Origin of the sequence: Lacisediminimonas sp., assembly GCF_030645335.1 — a bacterium.
Taxonomy (GTDB): domain Bacteria; phylum Pseudomonadota; class Gammaproteobacteria; order Burkholderiales; family Burkholderiaceae_D; genus Lacisediminimonas.
This window is the reverse complement of sequence record NZ_JAUSNH010000134.1, coordinates 1-19,980: the sequence shown is the minus strand read 5'-3', so window position 1 is coordinate 19,980 and position 19,980 is coordinate 1. Positions and strand designations below refer to the sequence as shown.

The following is a 19,980-nucleotide window of genomic DNA, read 5'->3' as shown; positions in this document are numbered from 1 at the left end:
GGAATCTTCAGTCCATCATGAAGACTCTTGACCATGCGCAGGAGCACACCGATGTGAAGCGCATGCGGCTGGCGCAGAAAGCCTATGTCGAAGGCGGCATGGCGCTGTGCCTGTATTGCGCGCGGCTGGTGGATGAATAGCGTACGGGTGAGGATCAGGAAGCGCGCGAGCGCCCCGGCTTGCTGCTGGACATATTGACGCCCATCGCCAAGTCCTGGCCGGGCCAGTGGTGCCTGGATGCCAACAGTCTGGCGATCCAGGTGCGTGGCGGTTATGGCTATACTCTTGAGCGGCAAATAAGATGACATCAGTAATAACATCAATAACAGCGACAACAGCGACACCAGCGGCAACAGATTATTCATGGAGACAAGATGCGCAAGGTAAAACAATTATTCGACCTGGCCGGCAAGACCGCGCTGGTGACCGGTGGGTCCCGCGGCTTAGGCTTGCAGATCGCCGAGGCGCTTGGCGAGCAGGGCGCGACACTGGTGCTGGTGGCGCGCAAGCAAGCCGAGCTGGACGCCGCCGTGGCGCACCTGGCCGCGCGCGGCACCAAGGCCAGCGCGATTGCCGCCGACCTGCAGGACGCGGCCAGTGTCGCGCCGCTGGTGGCCGAGGCAATGAAGCGCCTGGGCCAGATCGACATCCTGGTCAACAACGCCGGCGCCAGTTGGGGCGCGCCGGCCGAACAGATGCCGCTGGAAGCCTGGGACAAGGTCATGAACCTGAACGTGCGCAGCATCTTCCTGATGTCGCAAGCGGTGGCCAACGCGTCGATGATTCCACGCAAATACGGCCGCATCATCAACATCGCCTCGATCGCCGGACTGTCAGGCAACGGGCCGCATTCGATCCAGACCATCGGCTACAACACGTCCAAGGGCGCCGTGGTCAACTTCACCCGCACACTGGCCGGAGAATGGGGCAAGTACGGCATTACGGTCAATGCACTGGCGCCCGGGTTTTTCCCGTCGAAGATGACCATGGGCGCGCTGGAAGCGCTGGGCGTTGACGCCCTCAGCAGCAAGGCGCCCTTGCAGCGCATCGGCGACGACGAGGACTTGAAGGGCGCCGCCGTACTGTTCGCTTCCGACGCCTGCAAACATATCACCGGCCAGATCCTGGCGGTCGATGGCGGCGTATCGGCGGTGCATTGATGACTTCTCCCGCACCCAAGGAATTTCCGATCCGTATTCCGTTCCTGCATGATCTCGGCGCCGAGTTCGTGCGCATGGAAAATGGCGAAGCCGAAGTCACGCTGCTGCTGGAAGCGCGCCACACCAATAGCTGGAACGTCGCACACGGCGGTGTCGTGATGAGCTTGCTCGACGTTGTCATGTCAATGGCTGCGCGCTCGACCGATCCGGAATCGCAGGGCGGCATCACGATTGAAATGAAGTGCAGCTTCATGCAGCCGGCCGGCAGCCCCGGCAAGCGCATCAGCGCACGCGGCAAAGTGACTTATCAATCCAGGAGCCTGGTGTTTTGCGAGAGCGAAGTCTGGGATGGCGAACATCTCACTGCGCGCGCAATGGGCACTTTCAAGGTGGTGCGGCGGCTCGATGCCGCCAAAAAGCTGGAACATCGCGACTGAATCGGCAGCATCATCTTGCATTGATCGTTGGGCGTTTCCTGCCATGGCGGCAGGTTCAACAGGAGAATTGGCCATGTCCACTTACCAGCAAATCGTACTGGCCTCGCGTCCGCAGGGCCATGTTTCCCCCGGCAATTTCCGGCTGGAGCGGGTGCCGGTGCCGGTGTTGCAGCCAGGCCAGTTATTGGTGCGCAATCATTACCTCTCGGTCGACCCCTACATGCGCATGCGCATGGAGGACGTGAAAAGCTATGCCGAGCCGCAGGCAATCAATGCCGTGATGGTGGGCGGCACGGTGGGCGAAGTGATCGAATCGAACAACCCGCGTTTCAAGGTCGGCGAATTCGTCGCCGGCGGCTTTGGCTGGAGCGAAATGGGCGTCTCCGACGGCACCGGGCTGCGGCGGCTCGACACCAGTCGCATTCCCCTGTCGGCCTACCTCGGCGCGGCCGGCATGCCGGGCATGACGGCATGGTATGGGCTGACACAGATCATTGCGCCCAAGGCGGGCGAGACTGTCGTGGTGTCGGCCGCAAGTGGCGCAGTCGGCAGCGTGGTCGGGCAGTTGGCGCGACTACGCGGCTGCCGCGCAGTGGGCATTGCCGGTGGACCGGACAAGTGCCGCTATGTGGTCGAAGAGCTCGGCTTTGACGCCTGCGTCGATTACAAGGCCGGCCGGCTGGTGCAAGACCTGCAGGAGGCCGCGCCCGCCGGCATCGACGGCCTGTTTGAAAACGTCGGCGGCGAAGTGTTCGACGCTTGCCTGGGACGGATGAATCCGTTCGGCCGGATTGCCTTGTGCGGACTGATCTCGGCGTATGAAGGCGAGGCCGTGATGTTGAGGAACGTGCGCAACTTGTTGACCATGCGTCTGTCGCTGCGTGGCTTCATCGTGTCCGAGCATATGGACCTATGGCCGCAGGGCCTGGCCGAGCTGGGCGCATTGCTGGCCGAGGGCAAGCTGAAATATCGCGAGTCGGTGGCGCAGGGACTGCGTTCCGCACCCGAGGCGCTGATCGGCCTTTTGCGCGGCAAGAATTTCGGCAAGCAACTGGTGCGACTGATCGACTGACGCCTGGCGTCGAGCGCGGTGCTGCATGCAGGCGGCAGACCTGGCCGTTGGAATTATCGAGGAGATGACATGGAACGATTCAAGGACAAGGTGGCGGTGATTACCGGGGCGGCCAGCGGCTTCGGGCGCGAGTTCGCCCGCATTGCTGCGCAGCTGGAAATGAAGCTGGTGCTGGCGGATGTGCAGATGGAGGCGCTGGACCAGGTGCGCGCCGAATTGGAAGGGCAGGGCGCGCAGGTGCTGGCGATGCGCTGCGACGTGCGCCACGGCGAGCAGGTACAGGCGCTGGCCGATGCCTGCATGCAGCGCTTCGGCGCGGTGCACCTGGTGTTCAACAATGCCGGCGTCGGCGCTGGCGGACTGGTGTGGGAAAACACACAGGCCGATTGGGAATGGGTGCTTGGCGTGAACTTGTGGGGCGTGATCCACGGCGTGCGGATTTTCACGCCGCTGATGCTGGAATGCGCCAGCCGCGATTCCAGCTACCAGGGCCACATCGTGAACACCGCATCGATGGCCGGTTTGCTCAACCCGCCGACGATGGGTATCTATAACGTCTCCAAGCATGCGGTGGTATCGCTGTCGGAATCCTTGTACCAGGACCTGAAGCTGGTCGATGCGCCGATCGATGCATCGGTGCTGTGTCCGTATTTCGTGCCGACCGGTATCAGCCAGTCCGATCGCAACCGTCCGGATGAATTGCAGAATGCCCAGCAACTCACAGCCAGCCAGCGGGCGGCGCAGGCGATGCTGGACAAGGCCGTCGTGTCCGGCAAGCTGACGGCCGAAGACGTTGCGCAAAAGACTTTTGCGGCAATCCGCAATCGCCAGTTCTATATCTACTCGCATCCCGAGGCGATGGGCCATGTGCAAAAGCGGATGGAAGATATCCTGGCGCAGCGCAATCCGGGCGACCCGTACGAGACGGTGCCGCATGTGCGCGATTCGCTCAGAGAGAAGTTCAGGTCCACTTGATGCCAGGCGAGGTGCATTCCGTAGCCGGGCCGATCACAGGAGCAGCAAACCGATGACTGCGCCCATCACTGAAAACCAGTTCGCCACGCTGTCGAACGGCACCCGGCTGCATTATGCGAGTGCGGGCGACCCGGCGCGGCCGCTGATACTGTTCCTGCATGGCTTTCCTGAATTCTGGTTCGAATGGCAGGCGCAGCTTGCCGAGTTTGGCCACGATTGGCATGCGGTGGCGCCCGATTTGCGGGGCTTCAATTTGTCGGACCAACCCAGCGCGGTGTCTGCCTATCGTGCGCGTCATATTGCCGAAGACTTGCGGCTGTTGATCGGGCATCTGGGGGCCAAGCAGTGCGTGCTGGTGGCGCATGACTGGGGTGGCGCGATTGCCTGGAACATGGCGATTTCCTGGCCAGACTTGTTTTCTCGGATGGTGATCATCAATGCGCCGCATCCCTACCTGTTTGCGCAGGCGCTGATGCATGATCGGCTGCAGCAGCAGGCCAGTGCTTACATGAATTTCTTGCGCAAGCCGGGGGTCGAGGCTTTATTGGCCGAGAACGATTTTGCACGGCTGGAGGCGCTGTTGTCGGGGATGGGGCAGCCCGCTGCGGGGTGGTTTGACGGGGCTGTGCGGGAGCGGTATCGGGAGAATTGGCGGCGGGGGCTCACTGGCGGGGTCAATTATTACCGGGCGTCGCCGCTGTATCCGCCGGTGGATGGCGACCCCGGTCCGGCGGCATTGACACTGGATCCGGAGGATTTCCGGGTTCGGGTCAAGACCTTGGTGATTTGGCGTGAGAAGGATGTCGCGCTTTCTACACGCTTGCTGGAGGGGTTGGCGTTGTTCGTTGATCAGTTGGAAATCGTGCGGGTGCCGGAGGGGTCGCATTGGGTGGTGCATGAAGAGCCGGTTTTGGTTAATTCCTTGATTCGCGGATTTTTGCTTTAGTTCGTTGGTATCACGGCATACAGGCACCCGAGCCTCGTGCGCCGACTCTGCTTCTTTCAGCACGCCAATGATTTTCTGTTCCGTAAATCTGTTTCCCAAGCCCAACTCATCACCCCCCATCCCCGGTGTACCATACGCTTTTCCGCACATCGTTACGACATGCCTAACCGTCATTGCCAAGCCCCCCTTGGCGTCCCCGCTCTCCTAGTAGCAGTGATCATCTATGCACTGAACTTCGCAGCCCCGGCCCACGCCGACGAATTGACCGACATCGACCGGCTGATCAGGTCATCCCAATACCCGGCCGCACTCAGCAAGGCCGACGCCTTCTTGTCCGCCAAGCCGCGTGATCCGCAAATGCGTTTCATCAAGGGCGTGATCCTGACCGAAATGAACCGCCAGCAAGACGCCATTGTCGTGTTCACCCGCCTGACCGAGGATTACCCCAACCTGCCCGAACCGTTCAATAACCTCGCAGTCCTGTACGCCGCCCAGGGGCAGTACGAGAAGGCCCGTAGCGCGCTCGACAAGGCAATCCGCACCAATCCCTCCTACGCCACCGCGTACGAAAACCTGGGCGATATCCACGCCCGGCTGGCCAGCATTGCGTATGACAGGGCGCTGCAACTGGACTCGGGCAATACCAGCGCCAAATCCAAGTTGACGCTGGTACGATACCTGGCGGTAAACGGTGCGCCGCCGATCCAGGTCGCCGACAGCAAGCCGCTGCCAAAACCGGCCGCCGCAGCCGCCGCGCCGCCCGTTGTGGCGGCACCACCTGCCGCTGCGCAAAAAGCAGCGCCGGCCAAGCTCGCCGCCGCACCCTTGCCAACGCCAGCCGCTCCGCCAGCGCGGCCGCTCGAGATAGCGAAAGCGCCTGCACCACAGGCAAAGCCTGAACCAGCCCCGCCTCCCAAGGCCAGCCAGCAAAAACCAGCCCGTTCCGACGCCGAGCGCGACGCCGTAATGGCGGCGGTTTCGAGCTGGGCGCGGGCCTGGAGCGCGCGCGACGTCAAAGCCTACCTGGGCCACTACGCCGCGGATTTTGATACGCCCGGCAACCAGTCACGCAAGGCATGGTCGGATGAGCGTCAGGCCCGCATCGTTGGCAAGGGCCGCATCAGCGTGCGGGTCGAAGCGCCGCAGGTCAGCATCGAGAATAACCGCGCCACCGTCCGCTTCCGCCAGGCTTATGTCTCCGATCGGCTCACAGCCAATAGCCGCAAGACCCTGGTACTGGTCAAACAGCGCGGCAAATGGCTGATCCAGAAGGAAAGCACGGGTAATTGATGCAAGCAGCCAAGCTTCAGGCAGTTTTTCGCCGTGCAGGTATTGCCTGCCTGCTGGCCGCGCTGGCGGGTTTGCCGTTTGGCAGCGCAAGTGCGCTGCCGTCGCAGAAAACTGCCGCCACCGCGCCGACTTTGCGCCCGACGCCGGCGCAAGCAGCCGCGCCGGATGCCGATGCCTTGCTGATCGGCCTCTACCAGGACCTCGGCGCCAACCGGCTGCGCAGTGCGCTGGCCAAGGCGGACGCGCTGATCGCCGCCTACCCGAATTTCCATCTGGCGCACCTGATTCGCGGTGACTTGCTGCTGATGCACACGCAGCCGGTACAGGCGCTCGGCGCCGCACCGGGCGCGCCGGCCGAGCGCTTGCAGAACCTGCGGCACGAAGCGCAGGCGCGCATGCTGGCGCTGCGCCAGCGGCCCGATCCGAAGCTGGTGCCGGCTGCGCTGCTGCAACTGCGGCCTGACCAGCGCGTGGCCTATGTTGTCGACACCCGCCGCTCGCGCCTTTACGTCTACGAAAACCGTAACGGCTATCCGCATTTCCTGACCGACTACTACATCAGCCAGGGCAAGCTGGGCATCAACAAGTTGCGTGAAGGTGACCAGAAGACGCCGCTTGGCGTGTACTACGTCACCAAGCTGCTGCAAGGGAAAAAGCTGCCCGACTTCTATGGTTCCGGCGCCTTGCCCATCAGTTATCCGAATGAATGGGACCGGCTGCACGGGCGCAGCGGATCGGGTATCTGGCTGCATGGCACGCCAGCGGATAGTTTCAGCCGGCCGCCGCTGTCGTCCGACGGTTGTGTGGTGCTGACCAACCCCGACCTGTTGCGTCTGGTGCAGACTGCCGAAATCGGCGTTACCCCGGTGGTGATCACCGACGACGTGCGTTTCGTGTCGCGCGACAAGCTCGACCGCGACCGCGTGCTGGCCAATGGGCTGACCGACCACTGGCGTCGCGACTTTGCCGGCCCCGATCCGCAACGGCTGCGCGCCCATTACTCGCGCAACTTCAAGGCCGAACAAGGTAATCTTGACACCTGGCTGGAGCGCCAGAAAAAGTGGCTATCGGCCCTGCCGAACGCCAGCCTGACCGTGCGCGACATCAGCTACTTCCGCTATCCGGGGACGAGCGAGCTGCTGGTGGCGACCTTTACCCAGGACGCCGCACAGAACGGCCGCCCGGTGCAATCGCAGCGCATGCGGCAATACTGGGCGCAGGAAGGCGCGCAGTGGCGGATCGTGGCCGAATCGGCCTGGCAGTAAGGCGGCAGGGTGTCCTGCCGGCGTGCTGCCCTGCGCGCCGCAGGCAGGTCACGCCAAAACCGTCACCGACAACGATCATGAGGACAGGAGACTGACATGGCCAGGGCCGATTTCGCTTTTTTTCATACCTTGCGTGTGCGCTGGTCGGAAGTCGACATGCAGGCGATCGTATTCAATGGCCACTACCTGACTTATTTCGACGTCGGCTTTACCGAGTACTGGCGCGCCACTGGCCTGCCCAGCGTGATCGAGCAGGCCAAGGCCGGGCAGGAACTGTTTGCCCGCAAGGCCAGTATCGAATATCACGATTCGGCCCGTTTCGATGACATGCTCGACATCGGCGTGCGTTGCGCCGGCTTCGGGCGCTCCTCGATGCGACTGGTGCTGGAAATCTACCGCGGTGAGCAACACCTGATTTCAGGTGAGCTGTTTTACGTCTATGCCGATGTGGCTGCGCGCAAGGGGATACCGGTGCCGGAAGACTGGCGTGCCGCGATCACGGCGCTCGAAAAATGTCCGCCGCAAGCCCTGTAAGCATCGTTGTCGGCGACTGGGCCGGGCAAGGCGCTGCGGCTGCGCCGCTGCGGCATGCGGTGTTTGTTGTCGAACAAGGCGTGCCGCTGGCGCTGGAGCTCGATGAAATGGATCCGCTGGCCGAACATGCAGTGGCATGGATAGGCGAGCAGGCGGTGGGTACGGCCCGCTTGCTGCCGGACGGGCACATCGGGCGCATGGCGGTGGTGGCAGCGCAGCGCGGGTGCGGCATTGGCGCCGCATTGCTGCATGTACTGATTGAACGTGCGCGCCTGCGCGGCGACCCGGCCGTGCGCCTGCATGCACAAGTGCAGGCGAGCGGATTTTATCGGCGATTCGGGTTTGTCGAGGAGGGCGATGTGTTCGACGATGCCGGCATACCGCATGTCGCAATGCGATTGCCCTTGCGCAGCGGCATATCGCATTGATGTCCGGGCTCGTCCTGGGTGGTCGCGACCGGCCGCTCCAGCAAGGCGCTGCTGCCATCCTGGCGCAAGGTCACGATGGTCGATACCCGCGTGCCGTAGGAGGCTGAGCGTATCAGCACTGGCGAGAGCCATCTTTCGGTCTCGATATCGACGCCGGTTTTCGGCAAGCGGCAATCCGACGCGATCGTGGTGTCAGCCAGCATGTCAAAGTAGGCGTCCTGGGTCGCCCCCTGGCACAGCAGGCTGGCGAATTGCGCCTTGGTGCGCACGACCTTTGGCCACGGCGTGTCGAGCTGGGCGTTGGACAGGCCATACAGGCCCGGCGCCAGCGCTCGGCCGTTGCGCAGGTCGTCGTCGCCGCGATTGGAGTACCAGACCAATTGATCGCGGTCACCCACCAGCAGGTTGAAACCGTTGTAGCGGTCGGCCTTCTCGCGCAACTGTGCGACGTAATGTTCCGCCGTCGTCACGCCGCGCAGGAAGTCGGTCGTCAGTGCGCCGCGGCTCGGCGCATCGCTGCGCTTGTCGGCCGGATTACGGATATTGGTCAATGCCGCAAAGCGGCCGCTGCGGGTGATGCCGATCCAGGTGCCGCCGGCTTGCAGGTCGCGGCCGGCGTAAATCTCGGGCTGGTCTTCCCACCATCCGGCCGGGCTGGCAGGACGCTCGTAATACTCATCGCGGTTTGCAGCAGCGACCAGTGGCGCACCAGGCACCACCTGCCAGGCAAACACGATCAGGCACATGCGGAAATGTCCGTGAAGACTTCGGTATGGCGGCCGCCCGACATGTGCTCGGCAAGGCCGTCTGCATCGACAGCTTCCTGCAAAGCCTGGGCGAATCCCTCCGGAGTCCCCGGGTAGACTTCCATCCAGGTTTGCTCGCCCTTGGATTCACCGGGCCGGCGCTTCAGGCTGACGGCCAGCTTGAATTTTTCGGCCAGCCGGGCTTGCATTGCCACGACCTTTGGATGCAGTGCTGCCGCAGCATCGCTGCGAACCCGGTAGTAAACGTATAAATCCATCAGGCAGGCTCCGTAAGGGGGTAGGGCAGAGATTGTAGCTGCAACTGCGCGCCGTCGGGCGCGCCCAGGTGCAATGTCGCTCCCTGCTCCAGCACGGCGGTTTTCAGTTCGACCAGGCAGGCGCTTCGGCCATTGGCAATCGGCTCGGCATTGACGATCTGTCCGCTCGGCTGGGTGGGGTCGGTGCTGGCGTAGACCTCGGCGCCCGGCTGGACGCCGCTGGCATCGACTTCGGCGGGCAACATGCGCCGCTTGAGTTTGCCCAGGTACTGGCTGCGCGCCACGATTTCCTGGCCGGGATAGCAACCCTTGCGAAAATTGACGCCGCCGATCAGTTCGAAGTTGATCATTTGCGGTACGAATTTTTCTTGCGTGGCCGCGACGATCATCGGAATGCCGGCGTCGATGTCAGTACGCCGCCATTGGCTGCTGCTGGCCTGCGGCACCGCCTGTATCAAGGCCGGCCAGGCGCGCATGGCGCTCTCGACATCGGCCAGCCACTGGTAGCGCGGCGCGCCGGCGGCGTCCGGCAAGCGCAACAGTACTTGCTGGCCCTGGGTGGTTTTTGTGTAAACCTGCTGCGGCAGGGCGCAGCCGACCAGTTCGGCCAGCCTGGCCGCGGCGAGTTGGCCGACCACGCCAATGGCGACTTGCGTCGTGCTGGTGTCGCTGAGCTTTGCCTTGGCGCGCAGTACGAACATTTGCAAGCGCTTCTGGATCGCGGGCAGAAGGTCCTGCGGCAGTTGCAGCGTGACCGTGTCGCCGTCGCGCCAGGCCAGCATGCTGGCCAGCATGCGTCCCTTGGCGCTGCAATAGCCGGCCAGCCTAGCTTCGCCGGGCGTGAGTTGTTCTATGTCGTTGGTCAGCTGGGCGTGCAGGAATTTTGCGGCGTCCTCGCCGCTGACGGCGATCGTGCCCAGGTGCGTCAGCGGGGCGACAAAGTTATCCTGTGGCGCATCGGCCGACCGCGCCGTGTTCCCTGCGCCGTGCTCTTGCAGGAATTGCAACCAGTGGCTTGGTAATGCGCTCATGGAATGGGTGGCTGGGATTGTTTCAGCTATCATGGTGACGCGTTGATTATAGTGGCGCTGCAAAATTGCGTCAGACCGCCTGCCAGCAGTCCCCGGAAACCAGCGGGGAATACAGCGGGAGGCGTCGTCAGATAGATACAGGTTCCCCGGTTTGAAAAAATTCATTGTCCTGCTGTTACTCCTTTGCTTGCTGGGCAGTGGCGGCTTCCTGTGGTGGTCGCAGGCGCCTATCCTTCCTGCGGGCCATGCACCGGTCGCGTTCACCATCAAGCCGGGCAGCGGCACGCGCGCTGCGACCGAGCAGATCGAGGCGGCCGGAGTTCCGGTCCAGCCGATGCTGCTGGAATTGCTGGCCAGGCTCACGGGAAGCAGCGCCCGGATCAAGGCCGGCAGTTATGAGATCGAGGGCGGCACCACGCCACGACGGCTGATCCAGCAATTGGTGCGCGGCGAGTTTGCCCAGCATGCGCTGACCGTGATCGAAGGCTGGACCTTCGGCCAGATGCGGCAAGCGATCAATGCACACAAGTCGCTCAGCCACGATACCGCCAGTCTCTCCGACGCTGAACTGATGGCAAAAATCTCGCCCGATTTCAAATTGCCCGAAGGCTTGTTTTTCCCGGATACCTATTTGTTCGCGAAAGGGGCCAGCGACCTGCAGGTCTACCGCCAGGCGCATGGCCTGATGCTGGCGCGCCTGAATGAAGCCTGGCAAGCGCGCGTTCCCGGCCTGCCCTACAAGACACCTTACGAGGCGCTGATCATGGCCTCGATCGTCGAGAAGGAAACCGGCCTGCACAGCGAGCGCGACATGATCGCTTCCGTGTTCGTCAACCGTCTGCGGATCGGCATGATGCTGCAGACCGATCCGACCGTGATCTACGGCATGGGCCAGCAGTTCCAGGGTAATTTGCGTAAGCGCGACCTGCAATCCGATACCCCGTACAACACTTATACCCGTGCCGGTCTGCCGCCCACGCCGATCGCGTTGCCTGGCGTTGCCGCGCTGAAGGCCGCGCTCAATCCGGCGCAATCGGACATGCTGTATTTCGTGTCGCGCGGCAATGGCAGCAGCCATTTTTCAGGCAACCTCGACGATCACAACCGCGCAGTCAACAAGTTCCAGCGCGGCGGAAAACCAGCGCCAGCGGGCACAGCCGCCAAATAAAGGCAGCCACATCACACAGCAGCCAGACAAGACATGACGAGCGGAAAATTCATCACATTCGAAGGCATAGACGGGGCTGGCAAGTCGACCCATATCGGCTACGTGGCGGAAAAGCTGCGCCAGCGCGGCCTGCTGGTGCACACCACGCGCGAACCCGGCGGCACGCCGCTGGGGGAGCGGCTGCGTGAAATGCTGCTGCATGAAAAAATGCACCTGGAAACGGAAACGCTGTTGATGTTTGCCGCCCGACGCGAGCACCTGGCGCAGGTGATCGAGCCGGCCCTGGCGCGTGGCGAATGGGTGATCTCGGATCGCTTCACCGATGCCAGCTTTGCTTACCAGGGCGGGGGGCGCAAGCTGTCCCTGGACAAGCTGCAGGTGCTGGAGCAATGGGTGCATCCGAACCGGCAGCCCGACCTGACCCTGTTGTTCGATGTGCCGCTGGAAGTAGCGCGCTCGCGCCTGGACGCCAGCCGCGAACTGGATCGCTTCGAGCAGGAAAAGGCGGAATTCTTTGCCGCCACGCGGGCGGTCTACCTGCAGCGCGCGCAGGATTTTGCGCAGCGTTTTCGCGTGATCGATTCGACCTGTCCAGTCGAACAGACCCATGCCCGGCTGGACCAGATACTGGCAACGATCTAGGCATGGACAGCACCGACGCCAACGCTAATCCAAACGCCAATGCAAACGCAAAGGCGGGCACCAACCCACACGGCCTGTATCCGTGGCAAGGGCCGGCCTGGTTGCAGTTGCAACAAATGCTGCCGCGCCTGCCGCATGCGCTGCTGATCCACGGGCCGCGCGGCACCGGCAAGACCGCATTTGCCGAACGATTTGCCCAGGCGCTGTTGTGCGAACGGCCCGACGCCGGCGGCCACGCCTGCAATGCCTGTGCCTCCTGCACCTGGTTCGTGCAGTATTCGCACCCGGACTATCGGCGCGTGCGGCCGGAGTTGCTCGATGCCGAGGATGCCAGCAACGACAGCGCAGAGGGCGCCGACGGCGACAACGAAGCCACCGGCGAAAAGCCCGCCGCGCGCAGCAGCAAGGCACCGTCCAAGGATATCCGCATCGTGCAGGTGCGCGCGCTGGCCGACTTCATCAACATGTCGACCCACCGCCAGGGCCGGCGCGTGATCCTGTTGTATCCGGCCGAGACGCTCAACCATATCGCGGCCAATGCGCTGCTGAAAATGCTGGAGGAGCCATCGCCGTCCACCGTATTCCTGCTGGTAACGGACAGCCTCGATCGCTTGCTGCCGACCATCCTGTCGCGTTGTCGCAAATTTCCGATGGGCGAGCCACCGCGGGCGCAGTCCCTGCAATGGCTGCAGTCAGCCGGCGTCAAGAACGCCGAAGCCTTGCTGGCTGAACAAGGCGGTGCGCCACTGAGGGCGCAGGAAATGGCCGACAGCGAGTTGCGGGGGGCAATTGACGAATTGCTGCTGCACCTGGCAACGCCGGGAACAGAGGCGGCGATCAAGACTGCCGAGCGCCTGCAAAAGATTCCGCTGGCCGCACTCGTGGCGTCGATGCAACGTTGGATACATGATCTTTTCCTGCTAAAACTTTCAGGCAGAATCCGCTATTATCCCTCCCATGAAAAGCAATTGGCGGCACTGGCAAGGCGCAGCGATATTGCCGGGCTGGCCGGTGCAGTAAAAAGTTTCAATGATCGTCGTGCGATAGCCGACCACCCGATGTCGGCGCGCTTGTTCATCGAAGACATGTTGCTGGAGTATGCCGGGTTGTTCGCCGGATCACGGATCACGAGTTAGGGGTACAGATGTCCGAAGCAACAGCAGCGGGAAGTGTGGCAGGCAGTGGAGCAGGCAACGCCGGCGGCAGTGCGCCCGGCATTGGCCGTCCGTCGGTGCTGTCGCTTGCGATCAAGGAAAAGGCGGCGCTGTACGCGGCCTACATGCCCTTCCTGAAAAACGGCGGCATTTTCGTGCCGACCAACAAGACTTACAAACTCGGCGACGACATTTACCTGATCCTCGGCTTGATGGATGACGGCAACAAATACCCGGTGGCCGGCAAGGTGGTTTGGGTAACGCCGGCTGGTGCGAACAATAACAAGGCCCAGGGAATCGGCGTGCATTTCCCCGCTGATGAAGGCGGGCAACGGGTGCGACACCGGATCGAAGAGATACTTGGCGCGGCAATCGGGTCCTCGCGCGCGACCCACACGCTCTGACGCAGACGCATTTGATTGCCTGGCCCCCGGCGCGGGGTGCTGCAGGGCGGTAGAATTGCGCCCATGTACATCGACTCCCACTGCCACCTGAATTTTCCCGAACTGCGCGAGCGATTGCCCGAGATCCTGGAACGGATGCGCGAGAACGGCGTCACGCATGCATTGTGCGTTTGCGTGGAATTGCCCGAATTTCCCTCCGTCCTGCAACTGGCCGAACAGTTTCCCCACCTGTATGCATCGGTTGGCGTGCATCCGGATTATGCGGACACGCCAGAACCCACCGTTGAGCAATTGCTGGCGCTGGCGGACCATCCGCGCGTGGTCGCGATCGGCGAAACCGGCCTTGACTACTATCGGCTCGAAGGCGACCTTGAATGGCAGCGCGAGCGTTTCCGCACCCATATACGGGCATCGCGCGCGAGCCGCAAGCCGCTGATCATTCACACGCGTGCTGCGTCGGCCGACACCTTGCGGCTGATGAAGGAAGAGGGCGCCGGTATTGCCGATGGCGGCGTTGGCGGCGTGATGCATTGCTTCACTGAATCGCTGGAGGTGGCGCAGGCGGCGATGGAACTGGGGTTTTATATTTCTTTTTCCGGGATTGTCACGTTCAAGAGCGCGCGCGATTTGCAGGCCGTGGCGCTGGCCGTGCCACTGGAGCGCATGCTGATCGAGACCGACGCGCCTTATCTCGCGCCGGTGCCGATGCGCGGCAAGACCAATGAACCGGGTTTCGTGCGGTATACGGCTGAGTTCATTGCGCGCCTGAAGGGCGTGCCGGTGGAACAACTGGCGCGCCAGACCAGCGAGAATTTCTGTCGTCTTTTCGGGGTAACACCATGACCGGATTTGTTTGCCGTACACGCAGGACAGTTTTTTCGCTGTTTGCATGCATGCTGTTGTGGCTGCCCATGTCAGTCGCTTGGGCTGGCGCTTTTGAAGATTATTTCGAGGCGGTCAAGCGTAATGACGCCCGGGCGGTGCAGTCCTTGTTGCAGCGTGGATTCGATCCTAACGCGGCCGAGGAGCAGCGCGGCGATACCGGGATGATCCTGGCGCTGCGGCATGATTCGATGGATGTTTTTCGCGTGCTGCTTGGCGCGCGCGGTACCGACCTCGAGATGAAGATCCGCAATGGGGACAACGCGCTGATGATTGCGGCATACCGGCGCAACAAGGCGGCGGTGGAGGCGCTTGTGGCGAAAGGGGCGCAGATCAATCGGCCCGGGTGGACGGCCCTGCATTACGCGGCCGCTGCCGGGAGCAATGAAATCGTCAGTTTCTTGCTTGAGCGTCATGCGTATATCGATGCGGAGTCGCCGAACCGGACGACGCCCTTGATGATGGCGGCCTGGGGCGGGCATATCCTGACTGTCAAGCTGTTGCTGGAGGAGGGGGCGGATGCGGCCTTGCGTAATGATGTGGGGATGGATGTGGTCGATTTTGCGAAGAAGGGTGGGTTTCCGGATATTGTGGACGGGCTGAATTATCGCTTGGGGCGGAAACGTTAATTCAGGGTGGTTTTTGTGTTTTTTTGGTTGATTGCTTCGGATGTTTTAATCCGAGGCAATCAACCAGAAATAACAAAAAATTAGACCAGAAAATAGATTACTCGGGCTCCACCCCCAACGCCACCAAAAACCGCGAAACCATATTATAAGCAGCCACCACCGCAACCAACTCCACCAACTCCTGCTCGCTCCCCAAAGCAACCCGCAAAGCATCAAACGCCGCATCGCTGACCTGCACATCCCGCGTCATTTCGATCGTCACCCGGATCGTCGCCAGGTCAATCGGGGTGAACAGGTCATCCCGGCCAAGCGCCGAAACCGGATCCCGCAAGGCCTGCACCTGCTCCTCGGTTCCGCCCGCCTTGATCAGCTCCGGCGCATGGTGAAAGAACTCGTATTCAGCCCCGTTCAGCATGGCCACCACGCACATCCCGATCTCCCGCAAGCGCGGCGACACGGAAAGTCCGGTACGCACTTCCCCCAGGAAAGCATTCCAGCCACGCGCCAGCGCCGGGCTATGCAGCAGCATGCGATCAAGGTTCAAAAGACCGCCGCCACGCCGCGCGCGAACGGCGTCCACAACGGCCTTGGGTTCTGCGATGTCAGCAGGCTGATAGGGAATACGAGCCATGAAACTCCTCCGGGATGATGAAAAAATCAGGACAAAAAATGCAAATGACAAAGGGCAAACGGCGCTCAGTGTAGCCGAGCCCGGGCGCGCCAATGGTAAAGTACACCCATGAGCAAAATGAGTCTGGACAGAATATTGCAATCGCAAGGCTTCGGCAGCCGCAAATATTGCCGCGAACTGATCGCCGCTGGCGAGGTGAGCGTCGAGGGCCAGCCAGTGGATGCCTGGAAAACCGCATTCCCGACCGAGGGACTGCAGTTCACCGTGTTCGGCGAACCCTGGCAGGTACGCACGCATCTATACCTGGCGCTGAACAAGCCGGCCGATTTCGAATGCTCGCGCAAGCCGAGCCATCACCCGGGCGTGATGCGGCTATTGCCCGAGCAGTTCGGCTGGCGCGACGTGCAGTCGGTCGGACGTCTCGACCACGACACCACCGGACTGTTGTTGCTGTCGGACGATGGCGCGTTCATCCATGCAATGACGTCGCCGCGCCGACATGTACCCAAAGTCTACCTGGCCACCACGGCCGCACCGGTGTCGCCGCAACTGATCGAGCAATTGCTGCATGGCGTGCAGTTGCATGACGAGGCCGGGCCACTGCGCGCCTTGTCTTGCCAGGAAGTCGATGAGTCGCGGCTGGAGATCATCCTCGAGCAAGGCAAATACCATCAGGTTCGCCGCATGCTGGCGGCGGCCGGCAATCATTGCGTGAGCCTGCAACGGATCGCCATCGGCCCGCTGTCGCTGGCGTCCCTGGGACTTGATGAAGGGGAGTGGTGTTATCTGGAAGCTTCCCAGGTCGAGGCCTTGATGCAGACCGGCGCCTGACAAGCGGCCAGCGCGCGACCGGTAGCGCGGGGCGCGCCGCACACCGAATCGGCTATCGGATCACAGGAGTCATCAATATGTCCGGATTATTGTTATTGACGCTGCAGATGGGGCTGCTGCTGATGCTGGCGTGGCCCTGGCGGACGGCTGGCGGAGCCGGCTATGCATGGGTGTTGCTGTTGGCCGGCGTGGCAATGGGACTGTGGTCGCTGTACGCGAACCGGCCCGGCAATTTCAACCTGCGTCCGGACTTGAAGCCGAATGCCCGCCTGATCACCACCGGCCCTTATGCCTACGTCCAGCATCCGATGTATGTCGCGGTGCTGCTGCTGGGCCTGGGACTGGTGGTGCTGTACCTGGACTGGATCAAGTTCCTGTTGTGGCTGCTGTTGTTCATCATCCTGCACCTCAAGTCAGCGATGGAAGAAAGGGCGCTGGACGCACGCTTCGCCGGCTACCGCGAATACGCCGGGATGACTGGCCGGTTTTTCCCGAAAATCCGGCGTGCGTGATCGCTCGCGTGCGATCACGCTATATCGCCTCCTGCGGTCTACTTTTTCGGCAATCGCTTGAGTCGGGCGCCCGATACGGCCTAGTGCACGATCCGGTAGCAAGGTTCGTAACGTGTGCCGGGCAGCTTCATCCGGTGCTGGACGACGAAGGCATTGAGCAGCGCATCCATCGGTTCCATGATGGCAGTGTCGCCATGGATTTCGAACAGACCGTATTGTTCGATTGCCCGGATGCCCTGGTCCTTGACGTTGCCGGCCACCACGCCGGAGAAAGCGCGCCGCAGGTTGGCCGCCAGCAGGTGGGCCGGCTGGCCCTTGTGCAGCGACAGGTTGCGCATGTTCTCATGGGTCGGCTGGAACGGTAGCTGGAACGCGTGATCGATGCGCAGTGCCCAGTTGAAATAGTAGGCATCGCCGCGCGCCTTGCGATATTCCCGCACCTTCTGGATTCCCTTTTGCATTTCGCGCGCCACCCTCACCGGATCGTCGATGATGATCTGGTAGCGTTGTTGCGCTTCGGGGCCGAGCGTCTTCCCGATGAAATCATCCACTTGCCGGAAATAGTCGGCCGACGTACCCGGCCCGGTAAACACCAGCGGAAACGGTATCGCGGCATTGTCCGGATGCAGCAGGATGCCCAGGATGTACAGGATTTCTTCGGTGGTGCCCACGCCGCCGGGGAACACGATGATGCCGTGAGCGATGCGGACAAATGCTTCCAGCCGCTTCTCGATGTCGGGCATCACCACCAGGTCGTTGACGATCGGGTTGGGCGACTCGGCGGCGATGATGCCGGGTTCCGACACCCCCAGGTAGCGCCCGCCAGGCATGCGCTGCTTGGCATGGCCGATGGTGGCGCCTTTCATCGGGCCTTTCATTGCGCCGGGGCCGCAGCCGGTGCAAATGTCCATCATCCGCAGTCCCAGTTCATAGCCGGCAGTCTTGGAGTAGTCGTATTCCTCGCGGGAAATCGAATGGCCGCCCCAGCACACCACCATATTCGGGCTGACCAGGGGCCGCAGTGCATTGGCGTTGCGCAAGATGTGGAATACGGCATCGGTCACGCCCGACGAGCGGTTCAGGTCGAAGTTGGGGTTGCCAATGATTTCGTCGTTGACGAACAGGACGTCGCGCAGCACCGCGAACAGGTGCTCATGCAAGCCCTTGATCATCTTGTCGTCAACGAAGGCGCTGGCCGGCGCGCCCTTGATATCGAGCTTGATGCCGCGTTCGCGCTCGATGATGCTGATATCGAACGAGCGGTAGCGTTCCAGCAGTATCTTGCCGTCGTCCAGCGCGTTGCCGGCATTGAGCACTGCCAGCGCGCAATTGCGGAACACCTGGTACAGGCCGCCCTGGCTGCTGTCGAGCAGCTTGCGGACTTCTGCCTTGGAGAGGACTTCCAGATTGCCCTCGGGCGAGATTTGCGTGTCGACGACGGGATAATCCATTCTGTATTCCGGTGATGGCCAGGCTACAGTGTAGTCGCATGCAGGTATCCCGGGTCCTTGCGCCGGATCAAGCCGGTCCTGCAACCGGTGTGCGCCCGCTCCATCGGGCATGAATCAAGTTCCCGCATGCTGGTGGCTGCGTGGCAGTGGAACTTCCTGGCTGCCCGGCATCAAACAGGACATTGTCTGAACAGTCGAAAGACACCACAAGCACGGCAAGCCGACAAGGCCCCGGCCCGGCCGGCTCCCTCCAGCATGCACCCAATTGCCAACCCGTCGATGGAGTCGGCTGCGCTGTTGCAGCCCGGCCGCAACTGCTGGCGCATAGAACCCGCCAGGCGCATGGCGATGCTGGTCGATGCCGCCGACTATTTCCGTTGCGTACGCGCCGCTATCGTGGCGGCGCGCCACAGCGTGTTCATCCTGAGTTGGGATGTGGATACCCGCATGCGGCTGATGCCTGGCGGCGCCGACGACGGCTATCCCGAGGCGCTGGGTGATTTCCTGCATGCCATCGTCGCCGAGCGTCCGGCCTTGCAGGTCTATGTGCTGAACTGGGACTTCGCCATGTTGTATGCGCTGGAGCGCGAATGGCTGCCGCTGGTCAAGTTTGGCTGGCGCACCCATGACCGCCTGCATTTCGCGCTCGACGCGCAGCATCCGATCGGCGGCTCGCACCATCAGAAAGTGGTGGTGGTGGACGACGCCCTGGCTTTCGTCGGCGGACTGGACCTCACGCGCAGCCGCTGGGACACGCCCGAGCACAGCAGCAACGCGCCCTTGCGGCATGACCCGGACGGCACGCCGTTCGGCCCCTTCCACGACGTGCAGGCAATGGTGGATGGCGAGGCGGCGCGCGCGCTGGGCGTGCTGTGCCGGCTGCGCTGGTTGCAGGCCACGGGCCGGGCCGCAGTCAGTCTTTGCGAAGAGCGGCATGAAAGATGGCCCGCTTTCGTGCAACCCGACCTGACCGACCTGAGCGTCGCCATTTCACGTACCGAGCCGGCCTGGCAGGGCCGCCCCGGGGTGCACGAAGTGCGGCGGCTGCACCTGGATGCGATTGCCGGTGCGCAGCGGCACCTGTTCTTTGAAAGCCAGTATTTTACTTCCGGCCTGATCGCCGAAGCCCTCGGGCAACGTTTGCTGCAAGATGACGCGCCCGACGTGGTGGTGGTGTCGCCGCAGACCCAGAGCGGATGGCTGGAGGAGGTGACCATGGGCGTATTGCGCGCGCGCATGCAGCGCAAGCTGGACGCGGCCGACCACCATCGCCGCTATCGCCTGTATTTCCCCTACTTGCCGGATTTGCCAGGCGGCTGCCTGAATGTGCACAGCAAGGTATTCACGATGGATGACCGGCTGCTGTCGATCGGTTCGGCCAACTTGTCGAGCCGCTCGATGGCGGCCGATACCGAATGCAACCTGACAATCGAAGCCTGCGGCGATCCGGCCCGGCAGCAAAGGATCGCCGCGGCGATCGCCCGCATGCGCAGCCGCCTGCTGGGCGAACACCT

Annotated in this window: 23 protein-coding genes and 1 pseudogene; 19 read left to right on the top strand and 5 right to left on the bottom strand. The window is 62.5% G+C overall.

Annotation, left to right across the window (positions count from 1 at the left end):
• Positions 1–41 precede the first annotated feature (41 nt).
• The 10 genes and pseudogenes from Q7T64_RS09775 to Q7T64_RS09730 all read left to right on the top strand — a co-directional run.
• A pseudogene (locus Q7T64_RS09775) lies at positions 42–299 on the top strand (acyl-CoA dehydrogenase); the annotation flags it as partial.
• Positions 300–374: 75 nt separating this feature from the next.
• Positions 375–1,160, top strand: coding sequence for an SDR family oxidoreductase (locus tag Q7T64_RS09770; protein ID WP_304794999.1), 786 nt, complete (start codon positions 375–377; stop codon positions 1,158–1,160).
• The gene (locus tag Q7T64_RS09765; protein ID WP_304794997.1) at positions 1,160–1,597 is read left to right on the top strand and encodes a PaaI family thioesterase; all 438 of its coding nucleotides are present in this window, start codon (positions 1,160–1,162) and stop codon (positions 1,595–1,597) included. Before Q7T64_RS09770 ends, Q7T64_RS09765 begins: the two co-directional genes overlap by 1 nt.
• A gap of 73 nt (positions 1,598–1,670) precedes the next feature.
• Positions 1,671–2,669: an NADP-dependent oxidoreductase gene (locus Q7T64_RS09760; protein WP_304794995.1), complete on the top strand. Its 999-nt coding sequence runs from the start codon at positions 1,671–1,673 to the stop codon at positions 2,667–2,669.
• 69 nt (positions 2,670–2,738) lie between these two features.
• Positions 2,739–3,644 (top strand): SDR family oxidoreductase, encoded by a 906-nt coding sequence (locus tag Q7T64_RS09755; RefSeq protein ID WP_304794993.1) that lies wholly within the window; start codon positions 2,739–2,741, stop codon positions 3,642–3,644.
• Positions 3,645–3,696: 52 nt separating this feature from the next.
• Positions 3,697–4,590 carry an alpha/beta fold hydrolase gene (locus Q7T64_RS09750; protein ID WP_304794991.1) on the top strand — a complete coding sequence of 298 codons (894 nt, stop codon included), beginning with the start codon at positions 3,697–3,699 and terminating at the stop codon, positions 4,588–4,590.
• Between the two features lie 213 nt (positions 4,591–4,803).
• The gene (locus tag Q7T64_RS09745; RefSeq protein WP_304794988.1) at positions 4,804–5,880 is read left to right on the top strand and encodes a tetratricopeptide repeat protein; all 1,077 of its coding nucleotides are present in this window, start codon (positions 4,804–4,806) and stop codon (positions 5,878–5,880) included.
• Positions 5,880–7,145, top strand: coding sequence for a murein L,D-transpeptidase family protein (locus Q7T64_RS09740; RefSeq protein ID WP_304794986.1), 1,266 nt, complete (start codon positions 5,880–5,882; stop codon positions 7,143–7,145). The genes Q7T64_RS09745 and Q7T64_RS09740 overlap by 1 nt, the downstream gene beginning before the upstream one ends.
• 96 nt (positions 7,146–7,241) lie before the next feature.
• On the top strand, positions 7,242–7,679 hold the full coding sequence (locus Q7T64_RS09735) for a thioesterase family protein (RefSeq protein WP_304794984.1): 438 nt from the start codon (positions 7,242–7,244) through the stop codon (positions 7,677–7,679).
• Positions 7,658–8,107, top strand: a complete 450-nt coding sequence (locus tag Q7T64_RS09730) for a GNAT family N-acetyltransferase (RefSeq protein ID WP_304794982.1) — start codon at positions 7,658–7,660, stop codon at positions 8,105–8,107. Before Q7T64_RS09735 ends, Q7T64_RS09730 begins: the two co-directional genes overlap by 22 nt.
• On the opposite strand, the gene Q7T64_RS09725 is transcribed toward Q7T64_RS09730, so the two are convergent.
• From Q7T64_RS09725 to Q7T64_RS09715, 3 genes are read right to left on the bottom strand one after another with little or no spacing between them, the layout of a single operon-like run.
• Positions 8,005–8,853, bottom strand: coding sequence for an NRDE family protein (locus Q7T64_RS09725; RefSeq protein WP_304794980.1), 849 nt, complete (start codon positions 8,851–8,853; stop codon positions 8,005–8,007). The two genes, Q7T64_RS09730 and Q7T64_RS09725, sit on opposite strands and share 103 nt — an antisense overlap.
• The gene (locus Q7T64_RS09720) at positions 8,844–9,131 is read right to left on the bottom strand and encodes a DUF4936 family protein (protein ID WP_304794978.1); all 288 of its coding nucleotides are present in this window, start codon (positions 9,129–9,131) and stop codon (positions 8,844–8,846) included. The genes Q7T64_RS09725 and Q7T64_RS09720 overlap by 10 nt, the downstream gene beginning before the upstream one ends.
• Entirely contained in the window at positions 9,131–10,162 is a 1,032-nt protein-coding gene (locus Q7T64_RS09715; RefSeq protein WP_304794976.1) for a folate-binding protein YgfZ, read from the bottom strand. Before Q7T64_RS09715 ends, Q7T64_RS09720 begins: the two co-directional genes overlap by 1 nt.
• 151 nt (positions 10,163–10,313) lie before the next feature.
• Here Q7T64_RS09715 and mltG point away from each other — a divergent pair, with 151 nt between their 5' ends.
• The 6 genes from mltG (at position 10,314) to Q7T64_RS09685 (ending at position 15,041) form a co-directional block, all read left to right on the top strand.
• Positions 10,314–11,330 (top strand): endolytic transglycosylase MltG, encoded by a 1,017-nt coding sequence (mltG, locus tag Q7T64_RS09710; RefSeq protein ID WP_304794974.1) that lies wholly within the window; start codon positions 10,314–10,316, stop codon positions 11,328–11,330.
• A gap of 33 nt (positions 11,331–11,363) precedes the next feature.
• Positions 11,364–11,972: a dTMP kinase gene (tmk, locus tag Q7T64_RS09705; RefSeq protein WP_304794972.1), complete on the top strand. Its 609-nt coding sequence runs from the start codon at positions 11,364–11,366 to the stop codon at positions 11,970–11,972.
• 2 nt (positions 11,973–11,974) lie between these two features.
• Entirely contained in the window at positions 11,975–13,108 is a 1,134-nt protein-coding gene (gene holB / locus Q7T64_RS09700; RefSeq protein WP_370653297.1) for a DNA polymerase III subunit delta', read from the top strand.
• Between the two features lie 8 nt (positions 13,109–13,116).
• Complete coding sequence (locus Q7T64_RS09695) at positions 13,117–13,530, top strand: PilZ domain-containing protein (RefSeq protein ID WP_304794970.1); 414 nt, start codon at positions 13,117–13,119, stop codon at positions 13,528–13,530.
• A 63-nt stretch (positions 13,531–13,593) separates the two neighbouring features.
• Positions 13,594–14,373 carry a TatD family hydrolase gene (locus Q7T64_RS09690; RefSeq protein WP_304794968.1) on the top strand — a complete coding sequence of 260 codons (780 nt, stop codon included), beginning with the start codon at positions 13,594–13,596 and terminating at the stop codon, positions 14,371–14,373.
• Between the two features lie 50 nt (positions 14,374–14,423).
• Positions 14,424–15,041 carry an ankyrin repeat domain-containing protein gene (locus tag Q7T64_RS09685; RefSeq protein WP_304794966.1) on the top strand — a complete coding sequence of 206 codons (618 nt, stop codon included), beginning with the start codon at positions 14,424–14,426 and terminating at the stop codon, positions 15,039–15,041.
• 97 nt (positions 15,042–15,138) lie between these two features.
• Here Q7T64_RS09685 and Q7T64_RS09680 read toward each other — a convergent pair whose 3' ends face one another.
• Positions 15,139–15,672: a carboxymuconolactone decarboxylase family protein gene (locus Q7T64_RS09680; RefSeq protein ID WP_304794963.1), complete on the bottom strand. Its 534-nt coding sequence runs from the start codon at positions 15,670–15,672 to the stop codon at positions 15,139–15,141.
• 108 nt (positions 15,673–15,780) lie between these two features.
• Here Q7T64_RS09680 and Q7T64_RS09675 point away from each other — a divergent pair, with 108 nt between their 5' ends.
• Both Q7T64_RS09675 and Q7T64_RS09670 read left to right on the top strand, forming a co-directional pair.
• Complete coding sequence (locus tag Q7T64_RS09675; RefSeq protein WP_304794961.1) at positions 15,781–16,503, top strand: pseudouridine synthase; 723 nt, start codon at positions 15,781–15,783, stop codon at positions 16,501–16,503.
• Positions 16,504–16,580: 77 nt separating this feature from the next.
• A complete protein-coding gene (locus Q7T64_RS09670; protein ID WP_304794959.1) occupies positions 16,581–17,015 on the top strand; it encodes an isoprenylcysteine carboxylmethyltransferase family protein in 435 nt (144 codons plus the stop codon).
• Between the two features lie 80 nt (positions 17,016–17,095).
• On the opposite strand, the gene ppnN is transcribed toward Q7T64_RS09670, so the two are convergent.
• Positions 17,096–18,466, bottom strand: coding sequence for a nucleotide 5'-monophosphate nucleosidase PpnN (gene ppnN, locus Q7T64_RS09665; protein WP_304794957.1), 1,371 nt, complete (start codon positions 18,464–18,466; stop codon positions 17,096–17,098).
• A gap of 255 nt (positions 18,467–18,721) precedes the next feature.
• Between ppnN and Q7T64_RS09660 the strand changes: the two genes are divergently transcribed.
• A partial coding sequence (locus Q7T64_RS09660; protein WP_304794955.1) for a phospholipase D-like domain-containing protein occupies positions 18,722–19,980 on the top strand: 1,259 nt, incomplete at its 3' end.

Coding starts and splice junctions, on each gene's coding strand:
- Q7T64_RS09770 (WP_304794999.1), top strand. CDS start 375: ATGCGCAAGGTAAAACAATTATTCGACCTGGCCGGCAAGACCGCGCTG.
- Q7T64_RS09765 (WP_304794997.1), top strand. CDS start 1,160: ATGACTTCTCCCGCACCCAAGGAATTTCCGATCCGTATTCCGTTCCTG.
- holB (WP_370653297.1), top strand. CDS start 11,975: ATGGACAGCACCGACGCCAACGCTAATCCAAACGCCAATGCAAACGCA.
- Q7T64_RS09690 (WP_304794968.1), top strand. CDS start 13,594: ATGTACATCGACTCCCACTGCCACCTGAATTTTCCCGAACTGCGCGAG.
- Q7T64_RS09735 (WP_304794984.1), top strand. CDS start 7,242: ATGGCCAGGGCCGATTTCGCTTTTTTTCATACCTTGCGTGTGCGCTGG.
- Q7T64_RS09740 (WP_304794986.1), top strand. CDS start 5,880: ATGCAAGCAGCCAAGCTTCAGGCAGTTTTTCGCCGTGCAGGTATTGCC.
- Q7T64_RS09670 (WP_304794959.1), top strand. CDS start 16,581: ATGTCCGGATTATTGTTATTGACGCTGCAGATGGGGCTGCTGCTGATG.
- Q7T64_RS09720 (WP_304794978.1), bottom strand. CDS start 9,131: ATGGATTTATACGTTTACTACCGGGTTCGCAGCGATGCTGCGGCAGCA.
- Q7T64_RS09680 (WP_304794963.1), bottom strand. CDS start 15,672: ATGGCTCGTATTCCCTATCAGCCTGCTGACATCGCAGAACCCAAGGCC.
- Q7T64_RS09695 (WP_304794970.1), top strand. CDS start 13,117: ATGTCCGAAGCAACAGCAGCGGGAAGTGTGGCAGGCAGTGGAGCAGGC.
- Q7T64_RS09750 (WP_304794991.1), top strand. CDS start 3,697: ATGACTGCGCCCATCACTGAAAACCAGTTCGCCACGCTGTCGAACGGC.
- tmk (WP_304794972.1), top strand. CDS start 11,364: ATGACGAGCGGAAAATTCATCACATTCGAAGGCATAGACGGGGCTGGC.
- Q7T64_RS09730 (WP_304794982.1), top strand. CDS start 7,658: ATGTCCGCCGCAAGCCCTGTAAGCATCGTTGTCGGCGACTGGGCCGGG.
- Q7T64_RS09685 (WP_304794966.1), top strand. CDS start 14,424: ATGCTGTTGTGGCTGCCCATGTCAGTCGCTTGGGCTGGCGCTTTTGAA.
- Q7T64_RS09715 (WP_304794976.1), bottom strand. CDS start 10,162: ATGAGCGCATTACCAAGCCACTGGTTGCAATTCCTGCAAGAGCACGGC.
- Q7T64_RS09675 (WP_304794961.1), top strand. CDS start 15,781: ATGAGCAAAATGAGTCTGGACAGAATATTGCAATCGCAAGGCTTCGGC.
- Q7T64_RS09760 (WP_304794995.1), top strand. CDS start 1,671: ATGTCCACTTACCAGCAAATCGTACTGGCCTCGCGTCCGCAGGGCCAT.
- Q7T64_RS09755 (WP_304794993.1), top strand. CDS start 2,739: ATGGAACGATTCAAGGACAAGGTGGCGGTGATTACCGGGGCGGCCAGC.
- ppnN (WP_304794957.1), bottom strand. CDS start 18,466: ATGGATTATCCCGTCGTCGACACGCAAATCTCGCCCGAGGGCAATCTG.
- Q7T64_RS09725 (WP_304794980.1), bottom strand. CDS start 8,853: ATGTGCCTGATCGTGTTTGCCTGGCAGGTGGTGCCTGGTGCGCCACTG.